We start from the raw sequence: 14,868 nt of genomic DNA, 5'->3' as shown, positions 1-14,868 counted from the left end.
ACCGCCACCGGCTAAAGCCTCGACCTCCGGTTGCGAGCACGAGTGTCAAGCGCAATGCCGTTAGTCAAGGCGGCCTCGCTCCCACGCTCCTGCGTGGGAGCAAGAGCGGGCGCTCCGCGTCCAGCAGATCGAACGGACGCAGAGCGCCCGCACGGCATTCCCACGCTGTAGCGTGGGAACGAGAAAGCGCTGCGCGCGGCCTCCGGGGGAAGTATCCCCCGGACCCCCTCTGGAGGCAGAGGATCAGAGTTCAGAGTTCGGAGTGACAGAGGACGGAGCTGAAGAAACAGGGGCAGAACGCAAGACGACACGGAACCCCAAGAGGTCGCTCCGGGAGCCGGGTCGAAGCCTGAAGCGAAAGGCACAGCGCGCGTCGTCACGATGGTAGAACCACGAGCCGCCGCGCACGACACGTGTATCGGCATTTCCTGGCTCAAACTGCTCGTAGCCATCGTCGAGGCGATACGGATAGTCCTGATAGCGGCTGCGGGTCCACTCCCATACGTTGCCTGCCATGTCCAAACACCCATAGGGACTTGCACCGTTGAGAAATATGCCAACTGGTGTCGTCCCACCGAATGCTGATTCATCTACGTTGCACCTCGCTGCATCGAAGACATCGCCCCAGGGATAGGCGCGCCCATCATCCGCACCGCGAGCGGCCTTTTCCCACTCCGGCTCGCTTGGCAGGCTAAGTGGCTTGCCAGTCGCTTCACTCAGCCAGTGGCAATACGCCAGTGCGTTATGCCAAGTGACGTTCACCACCGGGTGCCCTTCCTTGCCTCGCGGTGGGCGCTGACCGGTCCAATCGTTGGGTGCGCCTCGGCCGGTCGCCTGCAAAAACAAGGCATACTGCGCATTGGTGATAGGCACCCGCGCGATGGCATAGTCATCCAAATGCACCCGATGTGCCTCGTGCCCTTCGCCCATGGTGAACTCACCCGCCGGAATCCGCACCCACTCCGGCTCGCCATAGGGCAGCGTCCAGAACTGGCTGCCACCGATCTTACTCAGTGCCTCGGCTGCCGCAAGGCGCCGGCGGGTCGCTTGCTGCGGGGTGACTGCTCGGGCGAAGAGTCTCTGCATGTTTCCGAGTAGGCCGCTGCCGACGTGAGTCTCCAATTCGCGCTGCAGCCGCCCCCGCAGTTCGGCATCCAGATCGCCGAGGATTCGGTTCGCGCCAGCATCGCGTACGCATTCGGCGGCCAGGACCAGGTTGTGATAAAGCTCCGGCTCGGCCCTGGCGTCGGCGATGGCGCGGATCAGGCGGGTGGTCTTCTCCTTGCTCTGAGTGCTCAGGTAGCCCGCGGCGAGCAGGATCACCTCGCGCCACCAGGCATCGGGGGAACGGCGCAGGCTATAGTCCAGGTAGTCGTCGCGCCCAGCGATGGCGAGCGCGGCCAGGTACTCCTGGAAGGTCAGATGGGAGAATGCGTAGGTCCCCTCGGCACGGGCGATCAATAACCCGGTGCGCTCCTGAATCACGTTGAGAAACCGGGTCACGGCCGCATCCAGCTCGCGCGCGTCCGCCACGGCACCGCCAAGCTGCACCTTGAGCAGTTCCCGCAGCGGTTCGGCATCGATCTCCTTGATGGCCTGCTCATGCATACTCAAGGCCACCTGCTGCAACACCAGCCGCCGGTCGCTGATGTCGAATGGCCGGTCATTGAGGATCAAAGACTCCTGCACCCCGCGCGCCTCGTCCCACTTGCCCAGCAGGACGTCCACCGCCTCCTGATAGAGCTCGGCCCGACGATCCGGCAGCTTGACCCGGTCGCGATGGATCAGTGCAATGACGGTGAGCATGAGCGGATTGATGGCCAGTTCACGCACGCGGTCGTTCTTGTCGATGGCGTCCAGCAATTGGCGGGTCTGAGTGACCGCGAGCGTCTCGGCGGCCTCACCTGGACCCAGATGGCCGATCGCGATCAGGCGATGCCATTGCGTGAGGAAGACGCGCACATCGTCCAGGGTGAAATCGCGTACCGTGGTGTTGGCGTAACCCTCACCGAGCCGCGAGGCATCGCTATAGCCGACGATGCGGCTGGTGACGACAAAGCGGCACCCGGCATAGGCGCGGGTGAATGCGTCGACCAGGCGCGCGACGCGCCGGCGTAGACCCGGATTCGCGACCTCATCCAGTCCATCGAGCAGGACCGCGGCGTGCCCGCCGTTAAGCCATTCGTCGAAGAAATCGGCCGGAACCTCGATCCGCTCGTTTCTCAAGCATTGAACCAGAAAGCGCAGCAGCAGCGCGTGTCCGTCGGTGCCGTCGTCCTGCGCATGGTGTTCCGCCAGGAAGCGGCCGAGCTGCCGCAACGGCAGCACGATGGGCAGGGTTCCCGCATCGGCGAGGCCGAGTTTGTCTGCGGTGAGGCGCGTGCCCTCGGCCAGATCGCGTGCATAGAGCAGTGCGAGGTAGCGCAGCAGGGTGGTCTTGCCGCTACCGGGATCGCCCAGGACGACCAGCCGCCGGTGCGCCGCCAGTGCCTCATTGACCGTGATGTGTGTGGTGTCGTGCGGCGGCGCTTCGTCCATGCCGCGCTGCCGTTCGCCGGGTGCCAGCGCCGTCTCCGCGGCCAGCCAGTCGACCTGGGTCCGTTGGCCGGGTTGGCGGGTGGCGCGCAAGGTCACATAGATCCGATCGAGCTCGATATTGACCAGCCGGCCGCCGGAGCGGATGCCTTGCAATTGGAGGTAACGGTTCTGGCTGATGAGGACTTGCAGATAGCGGCCGAGCGTGCTTTGGCGCTCCACCGCGGTCATCGCGACCGGGGCATCGCCGATGACCACGGTGGCGCCCTGTTCGGCGTAGACGATCTGGGCGCCCGGGGCGGCGGTGAACTCGCGGCCGGTGTTGATAGGGCCATGGTTGTCACCGCCGATGTCCACGCCGCCCGCGCCCACCGCCACCGCGTCCGGCCCCTGGGCGATGGCGCCGCCCGCGGCGTTCTGGGCGGTCATCGCGCCGGCCGCGGCGTCGAACGTGGCCTGATCGATCGCCTCGGCGGCGAGCGCGCGCCGAAGCTGTTCCAAGTGGGTCGGCTGCGGTTGCGTCATGCTGCACTGGTCGTTGTCGCCGCTGACCCTGTCCCGGCTCAGGCGCCAAGACCCCCCGCATCATGCGCGGGCTCGGCCCCGGGGCTAAACCAGTCGAGTCGGTCGCGCAGACGCACCACCTCGCCGACGATGATCAGGGTCGGCGGCTTGGGGGGGTCGGCGGCGACCGCTTCCACAATGCTCGCCAGGGTCCCGACATAGACCCGTTGGTGGTGGGTGGTGCCCTGCTGGACCAGGGCGATCGGCAGCGCGGGAGAGACACCGTGCTTGATCAACTGCTCGACGATGATCGGCAGCCCGCCGAGGCCCATGTAGAAGACCAGGGTCTGGCCCGGGTAGGCGAGTTGCGGCCAGTTCAGGTCGATGGTGCCGTCCTTGAGGTGCCCGGTGACGAAGGTGACTGATTGGGCACAGTCGCGGTGGGTCAGTGGGATGCCGGCATAGGCGGCGCACCCGGAGGCGGCGGTGATGCCGGGGACCACCTGAAAGGGGATGCCCTGGGCGGCCAGGGTGTCGATCTCCTCCCCGCCGCGGCCGAAGATGAAGGGGTCCCCGCCCTTGAGCCGCAGCACCCGGTGCCCTTCGCGGGCCAGGTCGGCGAGCAGGACGTTGATCTCTTCCTGACGCATGCTGTGGTGGGCGCGCTCCTTGCCCACATAGATGCGGCGGGCGTCGCGCCGGGTCATGTTGAGGATGGGCTCGGCGACCAGCCGGTCGTAGACCACCACGTCGGCCTGCTGCATGAGCCGCAGCGCGCGGAAGGTCAGCAGATCCGGATCGCCGGGTCCGGCCCCCACCAGATAGACCTCGCCCAGGTTGCGCTCCAGTGCGCCCGGGGCCAGTTCGCGTTCCATCGCCGCCTGGGCCGCGTCCATTTGGCCGGCAAAGATGCGCTCGGCGGCGGGGCCGGCCAGGACCCGGTCCCAGAAGCGACGCCGGTCGTCCGGGTTGCTGTAGCGCGCCTTGACCCGGTCGCGGTAGTGGGCGCACAGGTCCCCCAGACGGCCGTAGCCGGCGGGGATCATGGACTCCAGCCGGGTACGCAGCAGGCGCGCCAAGGCCGGGGAGGACCGGCCGGTGGAGACGGCGATCACCACCGGGTCGCGGTCGATGACCGAGGGCAGCAGGAAGGTGCAGGCGTCCGGGTCATCGACGACATTGACCAAAATGTCTTGCGCGGTGGCCAGTGCGGCAATCTGACCGTTCACCGCGCGGTCGTCGGTGGCGGCGATCGCCAGGCGCATCCCGGCGATATCGGCAGGCGCGAAGGGGCGGGCCAGGTGGGTGAACTCGCCCGCCGCGGCCAGGCGCGCCAAGTCCTCCGTGAGGCTGGGGGCCACCAGGGTCACGGCCGCTCCGGCACGCAACAGGCTGCCGAGTTTGCGCTGCGCGGTGGCGCCGCCGCCGACCACCAGGCAGGGCTTGCCAGTGACGGATTGAAAAATCGGTAAAAATTCCATAGGTGTCAGAGATCGCTTGGGCCAGTGCGGCATTGAGTTAACGCGCGGAAAATACTAATATACTAACCTACTGAAGCTTATTGCAGACGGACAACGTGGTCAACGAGATCGATTCTGAGTCCTTACACCGGCGCCTGGCGGCCGGCGATGACCTTTTGCTGGTGGATATCCGCACCCCGAACGAGGTCGCCGGGGGCGCCATCCCGGGGGCGCGCATGCTCCCCATGCACCTGCTGCCCTTGCAGCTCAACGACCTGCCCCAGGATCGGGACCTGGTACTCTACTGCCACAGCGGCGCGCGCTCCTATCATTCCACTGCCTACCTGAAACAACAGGGGTGGGGACGGGCCTTGAACCTGCGCGGCGGGATCCTCGCCTGGGCGCGGCACGGTTACGAAATCGCGTCCCCCCGGCACTGAGGCCGACACCAGGCGCCGCCCCTTTCACCCCGGGCGGCCTAACCATAAGCCGCTCTTAGTATTTTCACCCAGTCGACAACAACGAAACCCCGGAGGTACCCCATGGCCCATGACCAAGAACTCGACGCCAGCGGTTTGAACTGCCCCCTGCCGATCCTGCGCGCCAAGAAAACCCTGAACGGGTTGACCGCCGGGCAGGTGTTACACATCATCGCCACCGATCCCGGCTCAGTGCGCGACTTCGAGGCCTTTGCCAAGCAGACCGGTAACGAGCTGCTGGAGTCCAAGGAAGACGCCGGCAAGTTCCACTTTCTGATCAAGAAAAACTAACGCCCGGCCGGGCGCCCCCCCGCCTCGACGACAACCATACCCGGAGGACACGATGGCCCAAAAGAAGCTTGCTATCATCGCCACCAAGGGCTCGCTGGATTGGGCCTACCCGCCCTTTATCCTCGCCTCGACCGCCGCCGCGCTGGACTATGAGGTCCAGATCTTTTTCACCTTCTATGGCCTCCAGCTCCTGAAAAAGAAGCTGGATCTCAAGGTCACCCCCTTGGGCAACCCCGGTATGCCCATGCCCGGCGGCATGGAGCGGTTCATGCCGGTACTATTGACCGCCCTACCCTTCATGCAGCGGATCATGACCGCGATGATGAAGGCCAAGATGAAAAAGAAGGGCGTCGCCAGTATCGAAGACTTGCGCTCACTGTGCCAGGAGGCCGAGGTCAAGCTGATTGCCTGTCAGATGACGGTCGATCTCTTCGATCTCAACCCCTCCGAGTTCATCGACGGCGTGGAATTCGGCGGAGCCGCGACCTTCTTCGAGTTCGCCGGCCAGAGCGATATCTGCCTCTATATCTAAGGTTGCGGGTCCGCGCCGCGGACTGACCGATTCATCGCGGCCTGGGGGCCGCTCCTACGGGTGTAGGGGCGGCCCCCAGGCCGCGATGGGTTTACGGCTTAGAAGGTCACGAGGGCCTCGATGCCGACGATGTGCGCGCTCATCTCATATTGGCCATTGAGCGCGGTGGTCCCGTTGACGCCACTGGTGGCCGTATAGGGGACGCCGCCTGCAAAGTTGCGCTTCTGGCCCATGACATACATGTAACCGGCCTCAATCGAGAAACCGTGGGACAGGCCCTGGGCGATACCGATACTGAAGGTCTGGCGGTCGCTGTCCGGCACCCGGGCGCTGAAATAGCCGTTGCCCTGGCCGGTCTGATCATAGGCATAGCCGCAGCGCAATTGGGTGGTCGGCCGCACCTGCCAGGTCAGGCCCAGGCGAAAGGCGCTGGCGTCATTCCAGTTATTGGTCTCGGTTGAGATGATACCGCCGGTGCGATCGCCACTGACCACCAACTGACGGAATTGGCTCCAGCCCGTATAGGTCCAGTCGAACTCTGCGGCAAACGTCTTGGTAAACTCATAACGGGCGCCCACTTGCAGGCGCCAGGGCAGGTCGAGATTCAGACTGGCCGGCTGCCCCTGCGCCAATTGCCCCATCATCACCAGCGTCGTGTTCAGCGGGGTGAAATTCCCGCCTAATCTTACAGTCGAGGCCGAGTGGTAGGTCAGGCCCAGCGTCAGGGCCTGGATGCGATACATGGCGCCGAGATTGAATCCGAGCCCAATCCCGTCCCCGCTCATCTGCCCCAGGTTGGAGTCCAACTGGGCCGACTTAGCCCAGTAGATGTCCATGCCGGCCGCCAGGCTCAGATTATCATTGACCCGATAGGCGCCGGTCGGCGCAAAGTCCAGGACCTCGAGCTTGGTCGTGGCGGGGTGATTGCCGGTGGGGATCGTGGTCAGCCCGAGCGGCGGGGGCAGCGGGATGGTTGCACTCTGACTGAGCGCCGGGAAGGTGCCATAGCCCCACCGGGTCTCCAGACCAAAGGGCGTGGTGACCCCAAGTCCAAGGCGCCAATTCTGGTTTAGCTTGATCGCCGCCTGGAACATGGGGCCAGCGACCCAGGTCGCCCCGGTCCCTGAGTGATTGCCGCTCGCCGTGTTGACGGAAAAACTGGGGGCAATCATGAGGGCACCCAAGGCGAGGCTGGAGTTGTCGTGGAAACCCATCGCCGCCGCGTTATAGGGGATCGCGCCGAGCTCGATGGGGTTGGCGACCATAGCATTGGCGGTGCCGATACCAGCGGTCGAGGCCTCCGGCAGCAAAAAGCCGGAGGCGAGCGCGCCGCCTGGGGCCGCGAGGGTGCCGATGACGCCGGCGATCAGGGCCGCGGCGCGCGCCGGTGCGATTTTCGAGTGCATGAACTGATTCCCCCAGAGAGTTAAGTTATTGTCTGCTTTCGATCGGGGCGATCCTCGCCATGGCCGTTAGCGTGAAAGTCGCGCCGGGAGCGCGCTCCAATGCCCCCTCCCCCCTCGTGGGGGAGGGCGGGGAGGGGGACGCGCTGCATGCACCCGCCGTGGCTCCTTGGCGACACGGCAGTCGGTTCCCGCGCCGGCCCGGCCGAGCCTGACGGTGGACTTAAGCTACTGCCGGAACGCCTGCATTTAAGACAGCCAGCCAGGGCCTTAAACCGGCGAACTGTAGGCGAAGCGGCCCACAATTGCCACTATTTGTTGCGATCACAGACATCGTCGCAAAAACGCAACAGGCGATTCGACAGTCTGCCCGCGGGGCTTGCTCATCGTTCCGGCCAGCAGCCATCTTCTGGGGTCCAAGGCTTCAGCCTTGGTCCTGGCCAGCCAAGGCTGAAGCCTTGGACTCCGGCCCCGGAGTGGCCGGAACGACGATCAAGGCCCGCGCCTGACGGCGGGATGAAACTGGACTCAAATCATGTTTTTATGCTATATGGTCCGGCCATTGTCGAAGGCCTCTATCACGCGATCATGTCGACCCTCAAAGCCGCGCCCAATTCCGCGCCCGAATCCGCACCGGCGCAACGCCTGACGCTCATTTTCGCCGGGCTCTGCGACGCGGATCGGCACAGCCTCCTGGCCTTTGCCGAGTTCCTCGCCGCGGGGCGGCCGTCGGCGCCTACACCCACGGCGAGCCCAGACGATACGGTTGACGAAAGCGCCGATGCGGAGCGCGAGCCCATCCCGCACCCCCGGCCGGCACAGGAGACGGTGATCGCCGCCATCCGGCGCCTGTCACTGACCTACCCGATGCTCGATCGCGGCCCCATGCTGCATGAAACCGCCGGACTGATGACCGCCCATATGATGCATGGTCGCTCCGCGGTCCAGGTCATCGACGACCTGGAGGCCCTGTTCCTGCGCTATTTTCAGGACTCCCGCGCGGACCTGCGGGGAGGCGGCTGATCGCTATGGGTATTATTACCGACTGGTTCCGTCGTTATCTCTCGGACCCGCAGCTCGTCTTCCTGACGATGCTCCTGCTCACCCTGACCATCGTGGTCCTGACCCTGGGCGACATGCTGGCCCCGGTGCTGGCGAGCATGGTCGTGGCCTATCTGTTGGAGGGCCTGGTCGGCGTCTGTGAACGCCACGGCCTGCCGCGCACGGCGAGCGTGCTGGTGGTCTTTATCGGCTTCATGCTGTTCGTGGGCCTGCTCCTGTTCGGGGTGCTGCCGCTGGTCTCCCGGCAGGTCACCGAACTGGTGCAGCAATTGCCCTACATGGTCAACGAGGGGACCCGGGTCCTGCTGGAGCTGCCCGGGCGTCATCCGGACCTGGTGAGCGCGGAGCAGATCGACGAGCTGATCGGTTCGCTGCGCTCGGACGCCATGGCCTTTGGCCAGCGGGTGCTGTCGTGGTCCCTGGCGGGCGTGGTCGGCGTGCTCACGGTGCTGGTCTACCTGATTCTGATGCCGCTCCTGGTCTTCTTCTTTCTTAAGGATAGGGACCTGATTCTCGATTGGTTCCGGCAGTACCTGCCGGACCACCGACGCATCGCCAGCGCCATCTGGGCGGAGGTGGACCGGCAGATCGCCAACTATGTGCGCGGCAAATTCTGGGAAATCCTGATCGTCTGGGCGGTCAACTATCTCATTTTCCTGCTCTTCGACCTGCACTATGCGATGCTTCTGGCCCTGCTCCTGGGGCTGTCGGTGATCGTGCCCTATATCGGGGCCGTCGTGGTGACGGTCCCGGTGCTCCTGATCGCCTGGTTCCAGTGGGGCTGGTCCGCGGACTTCATCTGGCTCGCCACCGTCTATAGCATCGTCCAGGCCCTGGATGGTAACGTGCTGGTCCCGCTGCTGTTCTCGGAGGTGGTGAACCTGCACCCAGTCGCCATCATCGTCGCCATCCTGGTCTTCGGCGGTCTGTGGGGATTTTGGGGGGTGTTCTTCGCCATCCCGCTCGCGACCCTGGTGCATGCGATCCTCATCGCCTGGCCAGCCCAGCACGCGGCGGGACGGGACGGTTAGTACCCCATTCCACTTTATGTTGCATACCGACCCCAACGGGGTCGAACATATCAGCCCAGGGCAACGCCCTGGGTTAGCGTTGTTTATTCGGCCTAGCCCTGAAAGGGCGTGACATAACGGTGCGCCTCCTGATGTCACGCCCTTTCAGGGCTGGGGTCTCTTATCCGTCATACCCAGGACGATCAGGCGCAGGGCCTGCGCCTGATCCTGAAAGTGCTGCTCAAACCGGTTCAGGGCCGAGCGGACACAGTCGACCAGTTCAGCCGCGTCGCGCGGTTCCTCGTCCGACATGACTCGCATCATCGCCAGAGTATCCGGTTCCCCGGGGTCTTCCCGACGCGCGGCGGCCCGCCAGTACATGCGCATCTCGTGTCTATCGCAGTGACAGCCGGTTCGGCCGGCTGCATCGCCGCCTTCATCACTGTAAACACTGTAGTGTTGTCGATGTAGCTGCCGTCATTGAAGCCCAGCACGGTGCGCAACGCCGGGTCCTGGCCAGCCAAATGGTCCTTGAACAGCTCGGCCCCGGCCCCGATGGCACGCATCAGGACGATCTCGTTGGCGTGGTTGCCGGTGTGCCAGCGTACCCCGGGCAGCTTCCCGACCCCATGGCTGCGGATCGGCTCGAACGCAACGCTCGCCGAGTCCGGCCCCATCGGCATCCCGGTCCCATGGTCGGGCAAGACGATCAACAGGGTCTCGCGCCAACTGCTGTTGGCCTCCACCCAGGCCACCACCGAGCGCACGGCGTGGTTGAAGTCCATCAGCTCCTCGATGACCCGGGCGGTGTCGTTGGCATGCGCCGCCCAGTCCACGGCACCCCCTTCGATCATCACAAAAAACCCATCCGGGTCGCGGGCCAGCACGTTCAGGGCGCCCCGGGCCATCATCTCCAGGGTCGGCACCTGCGGATTGAAGGCGATGCCGCTCGGGTTGGCCGGGTCGGCGCCCCGCACCGCCTCGGTGCGGTTGACCTGGAGGCTGTCGGCCACTTGCGGGACCCCGATCAGCCGTTGACCGGTCGGCGTCAGGGTGCCGGCGGCCAGGGCCGCGAAGTCGCCTTTGGACTGGATCAGTCGCCAGCCGGCACTGCCGTCGACCAGGGCCTCCCAGGTGCTGCGCGCCACATAGGCCCCGCCCGGCCCGGTCTCATTGGCAAAGCGGGGGCTGCCATTCAACCGACCGTCCACGTCATAGAGTGGGTTGCCGGCGCCCATGATGAGGTCGAGCGTCGGCTCGCCCACCATCTGCCGACCGATCTCGCCATAGTTGGCGCGGCTACGATTGCGCGCACCGAAGGCGGCCGGGGTGGCGTGCGTGAAGGGCACACTCGTCACCACCCCGGCGGCCTTGCCGAGCCGCTTGGCAAACTGCGTGATGAACGGCAGTGGCTGGCCGAAATTGTCTACGTTGAGCGCGGTGTTATAGGTCTTGGTGCCGCTGGCGAAGGCCGTGGCCGCCGCCGCCGAGTCCGTCGCGCCGGCCTTCAGATAGGCGTAGCCGTTGAAGAAATTGGGGATGCCGCGGAGACTGCCGAAGTTCGGGGTCGGGTCCCAGGCGCGCGCCGCGTCGTAACCCATCAGGGGAGTGGCGCTGTTGGTCGGGGCCGTGGCGGTGTTGAGCGGAAAGGTGGTCACCCCGAGTTGCACCGGAAACCGATAATAGGGCTGATGACCCTTCTCGCCGAATTCCCAATCGCTCGCGAGGGCCCAAGTGCCCCAGGCGGCGCCATCGCTGATCATCAGGATCACGTTTTTGGCCACCTCGGGCGCGGCCGGGAACGCGGCACCAGATAAGATCAGGACCAGGACGTAAGCGGCGGCGAATCGCCCGTGCCGGTATGTTTTCTGCGTCATTTAACACAACTTTTACATTAATCTTCTTGCGGCTATGCACAAGCAGAGTAGTCTATGCAGTGGGCGAAAAGCCTAGGAAGGCGCACCGCGGATGCGATGAACACCAGCGATACCCTGAACACATTAACCTAACGGACAGATTAATATGTTGAACCAACAATTTGACACCTCTGCGACCAGACACGACGCCGCCCAGGCGACGCCCGCTCTGCTGGAGACACGCCATGTTGTGTCGTGGGTTAATTGGGCGTGTCGCTGACCCAAAATGACCAAAACAGAACTGCTGGAGTGGTTAGATGCCGTCCTGGGCACCGCCGATGTCGATCAGGGGTGGCGCTTGGTCTTGGTCCTGGTGGAATGGGAACCCGGCGCTTGGCGCCTGGGGTACTCAGTGCCGCGCTATGCAGACGCCGCGGAGCCTGGCGAGCCCCAGGCTGAGTGGCTAGTCCTGGGCTGGCTTACCGCCAACCATGCCCCAACCGAACCGGTTTGCTGGCCCTCCCTGGACAGTGCCGCCGCGGAGGCCCAGGCGATCCGCGAAGCGGGCCTCACTATTGCCCCGCGCCAAGTCCAGGAGGACCTGCTGCGGGTGATTGTGACCGATCGACCGCAGATGGCGCTCGTATGAGGGTCGGTGGGAGCGAAACGGTTACCGGCGCGCGCCGTTGATGTGCTCCATGCGCCGAATGACCCACTGGACGGTTTCATGGTCGGTCTCGGACAGCGCACTGCCCAAGGTGTGTTCGATGGCGGACAGGCGCAGTTCCACGCGCCCCAGGCGCGCCTTGATGTCCGAGACATCCCCCCGGATCGCGCTCAGATGTTCCAAGACGAGACTTTCGGTCTCTGCGGTCATGGCGTGTTCGTCCCTTGCAGTTGTAGACCGCCGACCCGGTCGGGAGAGCGATCCGACAAACGGTTATAACACCCCCCAAAACAGGGCCTAACAGGTGTCGTTGGTTACCACCCTGGTTAACCCGCGGGCGATTTCGCAAACAAAAAAAGGACAGGCTTTCACCCATCCCCTTGTTTTATTGGAGCCGGCGAGAGGAGTCGAACCCCCGACCCGCTGATTACAAATCTGAGATTTGGGCATTCTCTCAGTTGCTATCGGTTACGCTTCGCTACGTTTTAACAACAGCTTACCCGCTCAAGCCGTGCTATCCTTTGCGACACAGTACGCCCCGATTCGCCCCTTTGTGGTTGCTCAGTGGTTGCTCAGATTCCTGAGCAACCAACCGGCGGGGCCAGTGTGAGGCGCCAACCGAGCGGGGATTATGAACGCGGACACCGAGACGAAACAAGCGGCGGCGGTCAAGCTGACGAAGCGAGCGGTTGACGCCCTGACCTACACCGGCACCGGGAACGGTGCGTGCTATGCCTGGGACCCAGAGGTTAAGGGCTTCGGGGTGCGGGTCTATCCGGGCGGACGCAAGGCGTTCCTCGTTGCCTATCGTGTGGGGAACCGCAAGCGGTTCCTGACCTTGGGGACCTTCGGCAAGGACCTGACCGCGGACGAAGCCCGCAAGCTGGCGATTGTCACCCTTGGCGATGTGGTACGCGGCACCGACCCTGCACAAGTCCGGGAACAGGAACGCCAAGGCGAAACCGTGCGGGACCTGTGCGAGGCCTACATGGACCGCCACGGCAACGCCAAGAAGTCAGGGAGCGAGGATCAACGGCGGATAGACCGCTACATCCTGCCCAAGTGGGCAAGCCTCAAGGCGCGGACGATTGCCCGGCCGGATGTGGAGGCTCTACACCGCAAGATAGGCAAGACGGCACCCTATGAGGCCAACCGCGTTCTTGCTCTGCTGTCCAAGATGTTCGAGCTTGCCCGCCGTTGGGGGTTCGTGCCTGAAGGCCAAGCCAACCCGGCCCGCGACATAGACCGATTCCAGGAAACCAAGCGGGACCGCTGGGTAACCCCTGACGAACTGCCCCGCCTGGCCCAAGCGATCAACGAAGAACCGAACGAATCAGCCCGCGCGGCCCTGTGGCTCTACCTGCTGACCGGCTGCCGGAAGTCCGAACTACTCAAGGCCCAATGGGCTGATGTGGATTGGACCCGGGCAGAGCTTCGGTTACCCGATACCAAGGCCGGGCGGGTGCATTACATCCCCTTGAGCCCTCCCGCCGTGGCCTTGCTGCGCGACCTGCCCCGGGCCGATGACAACCCCTTCATCCTGCCCGGCAAGCGGCCGGGGCCCACCTGGTCAACGTGAGCAAGCCTTGGGGCCGGGTGCGCGCGGCGGCCGGTGTCGAGGACGTGCGCTTACATGACCTGCGGCGCACCGTCGGCAGTTGGCTTGCACAGTCGGGCAATTCGCTGCACCTGATCGGCCGGGTTCTGAATCACTCCAACCAGTCAACAACGGCGGTCTATGCCCGGTTCGGGGAGGATTCGGTACGGGCGGCTCTGGATCAACACGGCGCCCGGATCATGGGAGCGGCCGGACTGACCCCCACGGCACAGGTTACCGAGCTTCCGACCCGCGCCCGGACCGCCACCAAGTGACCCCAAGACGAACAACCGAACACGCGGAGCGCCCCACCATGACGGCAGAAATCGAAAGCCTTGTTCTTGAGCATCTGCGGGCGATCCGGGCAGACCTGGCAGACCTTAAGCGGGAGGTCACAGGCAACAGCGTTCAACTATCCGCCGTCGGTCAACAACTGGCCGGACTGACCGCGGCCGTCTATCTCAATGCGGCGCACCTATGACCGCTTTTGTTCTTGATACCTTGGCCTATGCCGACACCCTCAAGGCGGGAGGGTTCAGCGCACAGCAAGCCGAGACCTTGGCCCGCACATTGGCGGAGATCCTCAACCGGATGGCGAAAACCAAGGCCAAGACCCAGGCCCGCGACAACACCCCGGACCCAGACGGCGAAGCCTTACGGCTGGACGCGAAGATAGCGGAGAGCAACGCCTTGACGGCCAAGATCAAAGCCGACCTGACCCGCTGGGTTATCGGCGCTGGTGCCCTGCAAATCATCGTCCTTGCTGGCTTGCTCAAGATGGCGAAGCTGATCTAACACGAGAGCGTCAACCATTGGACGGCATTGAACACCGCTTGGAGATTTCCGACTAGAGGTTATGCCATGCTCGAACTACACCCGCAATTTCTCACCGGCCCGGACGGTAATCCGTCTGTCGTGCTGTCGCTCGCTGAATACGAGGCCATTCTTGAACAGCTTGAAGACATGGAAGACCTTGCGGACGCACGCAACGCCATGAATGAGCCGACCACCCCATGGGAAACGGTTAAAGCAGAATTAGGGCTGTGATGGCCTATCGAATCGAAATCAAGCGCAACGCCCGCAAGGCCCTGCTGTCGTTGCCCCATGCTTACCGCTCGCGCATTGGTGAGGCTATTGATTCACTGGCAAGCGATCCGCGTAAGCCGGGAACCCGCAAGCTTGAAGGGAGCGAGAGCCTGTATCGGTTGCGCGTTGGTGACTATCGCGTGATTTACGAAATCCAAGACGCCCGCTTAATCATCGTCGTTGTCAAGGTGGGCCACCGTCGAGAAGTCTACCGCGACCATTGACCAGTTACGGCCGGGTCTAGGCCATCCGATTACACACAACTTTTAGTGTACGGTATAAAATATCGCCTCCATCATAGTTTCTGGGGGCGGCATGGGCTGGGCAGACGAGGAATTTCTGGCGATCGACCTGGGCGACACGCGCCGCAACGACCGTGCGAAGCG

The 14,868-nt window shown here is 64.2% G+C and carries 19 protein-coding genes; 13 read left to right on the top strand and 6 right to left on the bottom strand.

Annotated elements, in window-relative coordinates; all coding sequences use genetic code 11:
* Window positions 1-243: 243 nt before the first annotated feature.
* Both QZX93_RS18655 and cysG read right to left on the bottom strand, forming a co-directional pair.
* On the bottom strand, window positions 244-3,060 hold the full coding sequence (locus QZX93_RS18655; RefSeq protein ID WP_295385657.1) for an SUMF1/EgtB/PvdO family nonheme iron enzyme: 2,817 nt from the start codon (window positions 3,058-3,060) through the stop codon (window positions 244-246).
* A 38-nt stretch (window positions 3,061-3,098) separates the two neighbouring features.
* On the bottom strand, window positions 3,099-4,520 hold the full coding sequence (cysG, locus tag QZX93_RS18650) for a siroheme synthase CysG (RefSeq protein WP_295385654.1): 1,422 nt from the start codon (window positions 4,518-4,520) through the stop codon (window positions 3,099-3,101).
* A 95-nt stretch (window positions 4,521-4,615) separates the two neighbouring features.
* Here cysG and QZX93_RS18645 point away from each other — a divergent pair, with 95 nt between their 5' ends.
* The 3 genes from QZX93_RS18645 (at window position 4,616) to QZX93_RS18635 (ending at window position 5,801) form a co-directional block, all read left to right on the top strand.
* Window positions 4,616-4,939, top strand: a complete 324-nt coding sequence (locus QZX93_RS18645; protein WP_295385768.1) for a rhodanese-like domain-containing protein — start codon at window positions 4,616-4,618, stop codon at window positions 4,937-4,939.
* Between the two features lie 102 nt (window positions 4,940-5,041).
* Window positions 5,042-5,269 carry a sulfurtransferase TusA family protein gene (locus QZX93_RS18640; protein WP_295385651.1) on the top strand — a complete coding sequence of 76 codons (228 nt, stop codon included), beginning with the start codon at window positions 5,042-5,044 and terminating at the stop codon, window positions 5,267-5,269.
* Between the two features lie 52 nt (window positions 5,270-5,321).
* Window positions 5,322-5,801, top strand: a complete 480-nt coding sequence (locus tag QZX93_RS18635) for a DsrE/DsrF/DrsH-like family protein (protein ID WP_295385646.1) — start codon at window positions 5,322-5,324, stop codon at window positions 5,799-5,801.
* A gap of 98 nt (window positions 5,802-5,899) precedes the next feature.
* Here QZX93_RS18635 and QZX93_RS18630 read toward each other — a convergent pair whose 3' ends face one another.
* On the bottom strand, window positions 5,900-7,207 hold the full coding sequence (locus QZX93_RS18630) for an outer membrane protein transport protein (RefSeq protein ID WP_295385643.1): 1,308 nt from the start codon (window positions 7,205-7,207) through the stop codon (window positions 5,900-5,902).
* A gap of 585 nt (window positions 7,208-7,792) precedes the next feature.
* Here QZX93_RS18630 and QZX93_RS18625 point away from each other — a divergent pair.
* Together QZX93_RS18625 and QZX93_RS18620 are read left to right on the top strand one after the other, a co-directional pair.
* On the top strand, window positions 7,793-8,227 hold the full coding sequence (locus tag QZX93_RS18625) for a hypothetical protein (RefSeq protein WP_295385641.1): 435 nt from the start codon (window positions 7,793-7,795) through the stop codon (window positions 8,225-8,227).
* 5 nt (window positions 8,228-8,232) lie between these two features.
* Window positions 8,233-9,297: an AI-2E family transporter gene (locus tag QZX93_RS18620; protein ID WP_295385638.1), complete on the top strand. Its 1,065-nt coding sequence runs from the start codon at window positions 8,233-8,235 to the stop codon at window positions 9,295-9,297.
* Window positions 9,298-9,441: 144 nt separating this feature from the next.
* On the opposite strand, the gene QZX93_RS18615 is transcribed toward QZX93_RS18620, so the two are convergent.
* Together QZX93_RS18615 and QZX93_RS18610 are read right to left on the bottom strand one after the other, a co-directional pair.
* Entirely contained in the window at window positions 9,442-9,600 is a 159-nt protein-coding gene (locus QZX93_RS18615; protein ID WP_295394832.1) for a hypothetical protein, read from the bottom strand.
* On the bottom strand, window positions 9,597-11,153 hold the full coding sequence (locus tag QZX93_RS18610; protein WP_295385631.1) for an alkaline phosphatase: 1,557 nt from the start codon (window positions 11,151-11,153) through the stop codon (window positions 9,597-9,599). Before QZX93_RS18610 ends, QZX93_RS18615 begins: the two co-directional genes overlap by 4 nt.
* A gap of 265 nt (window positions 11,154-11,418) precedes the next feature.
* On the opposite strand from QZX93_RS18610, the gene QZX93_RS18605 reads away from it, so the two are divergent.
* Window positions 11,419-11,781: a hypothetical protein gene (locus QZX93_RS18605; RefSeq protein WP_295385628.1), complete on the top strand. Its 363-nt coding sequence runs from the start codon at window positions 11,419-11,421 to the stop codon at window positions 11,779-11,781.
* A 21-nt stretch (window positions 11,782-11,802) separates the two neighbouring features.
* Here QZX93_RS18605 and QZX93_RS18600 read toward each other — a convergent pair whose 3' ends face one another.
* Window positions 11,803-12,009, bottom strand: a complete 207-nt coding sequence (locus QZX93_RS18600; protein ID WP_295385626.1) for a hypothetical protein — start codon at window positions 12,007-12,009, stop codon at window positions 11,803-11,805.
* Window positions 12,010-12,430: 421 nt separating this feature from the next.
* Between QZX93_RS18600 and QZX93_RS18595 the strand changes: the two genes are divergently transcribed.
* From QZX93_RS18595 to QZX93_RS27460, 7 genes are all read left to right on the top strand, one after another.
* On the top strand, window positions 12,431-13,378 hold the full coding sequence (locus tag QZX93_RS18595) for an integrase arm-type DNA-binding domain-containing protein (RefSeq protein WP_295385624.1): 948 nt from the start codon (window positions 12,431-12,433) through the stop codon (window positions 13,376-13,378).
* On the top strand, window positions 13,375-13,671 hold the full coding sequence (locus QZX93_RS18590; RefSeq protein ID WP_295385622.1) for a tyrosine-type recombinase/integrase: 297 nt from the start codon (window positions 13,375-13,377) through the stop codon (window positions 13,669-13,671). The genes QZX93_RS18595 and QZX93_RS18590 overlap by 4 nt, the downstream gene beginning before the upstream one ends.
* A 38-nt stretch (window positions 13,672-13,709) precedes the next feature.
* The gene (locus tag QZX93_RS18585) at window positions 13,710-13,877 is read left to right on the top strand and encodes a hypothetical protein (RefSeq protein ID WP_295385620.1); all 168 of its coding nucleotides are present in this window, start codon (window positions 13,710-13,712) and stop codon (window positions 13,875-13,877) included.
* A 20-nt stretch (window positions 13,878-13,897) separates the two neighbouring features.
* A complete protein-coding gene (locus QZX93_RS18580) occupies window positions 13,898-14,191 on the top strand; it encodes a hypothetical protein (protein ID WP_295385617.1) in 294 nt (97 codons plus the stop codon).
* Between the two features lie 66 nt (window positions 14,192-14,257).
* Window positions 14,258-14,443: a hypothetical protein gene (locus tag QZX93_RS18575; RefSeq protein ID WP_295385615.1), complete on the top strand. Its 186-nt coding sequence runs from the start codon at window positions 14,258-14,260 to the stop codon at window positions 14,441-14,443.
* On the top strand, window positions 14,443-14,706 hold the full coding sequence (locus tag QZX93_RS18570; RefSeq protein ID WP_295385613.1) for a type II toxin-antitoxin system RelE/ParE family toxin: 264 nt from the start codon (window positions 14,443-14,445) through the stop codon (window positions 14,704-14,706). The genes QZX93_RS18575 and QZX93_RS18570 overlap by 1 nt, the downstream gene beginning before the upstream one ends.
* Before the next feature lie 91 nt (window positions 14,707-14,797).
* On the top strand, window positions 14,798-14,868 hold a 71-nt coding region (locus QZX93_RS27460), incomplete at its 3' end, for a transposase DNA-binding-containing protein (protein WP_366760222.1).

The organism is uncultured Thiodictyon sp. (assembly GCF_903946935.1).
Taxonomy (GTDB): Bacteria; Pseudomonadota; Gammaproteobacteria; order Chromatiales; family Chromatiaceae; genus Thiodictyon.
Note: the sequence above shows the minus strand (reverse complement) of the source record. Positions and strands in the feature narration are given on the sequence as shown.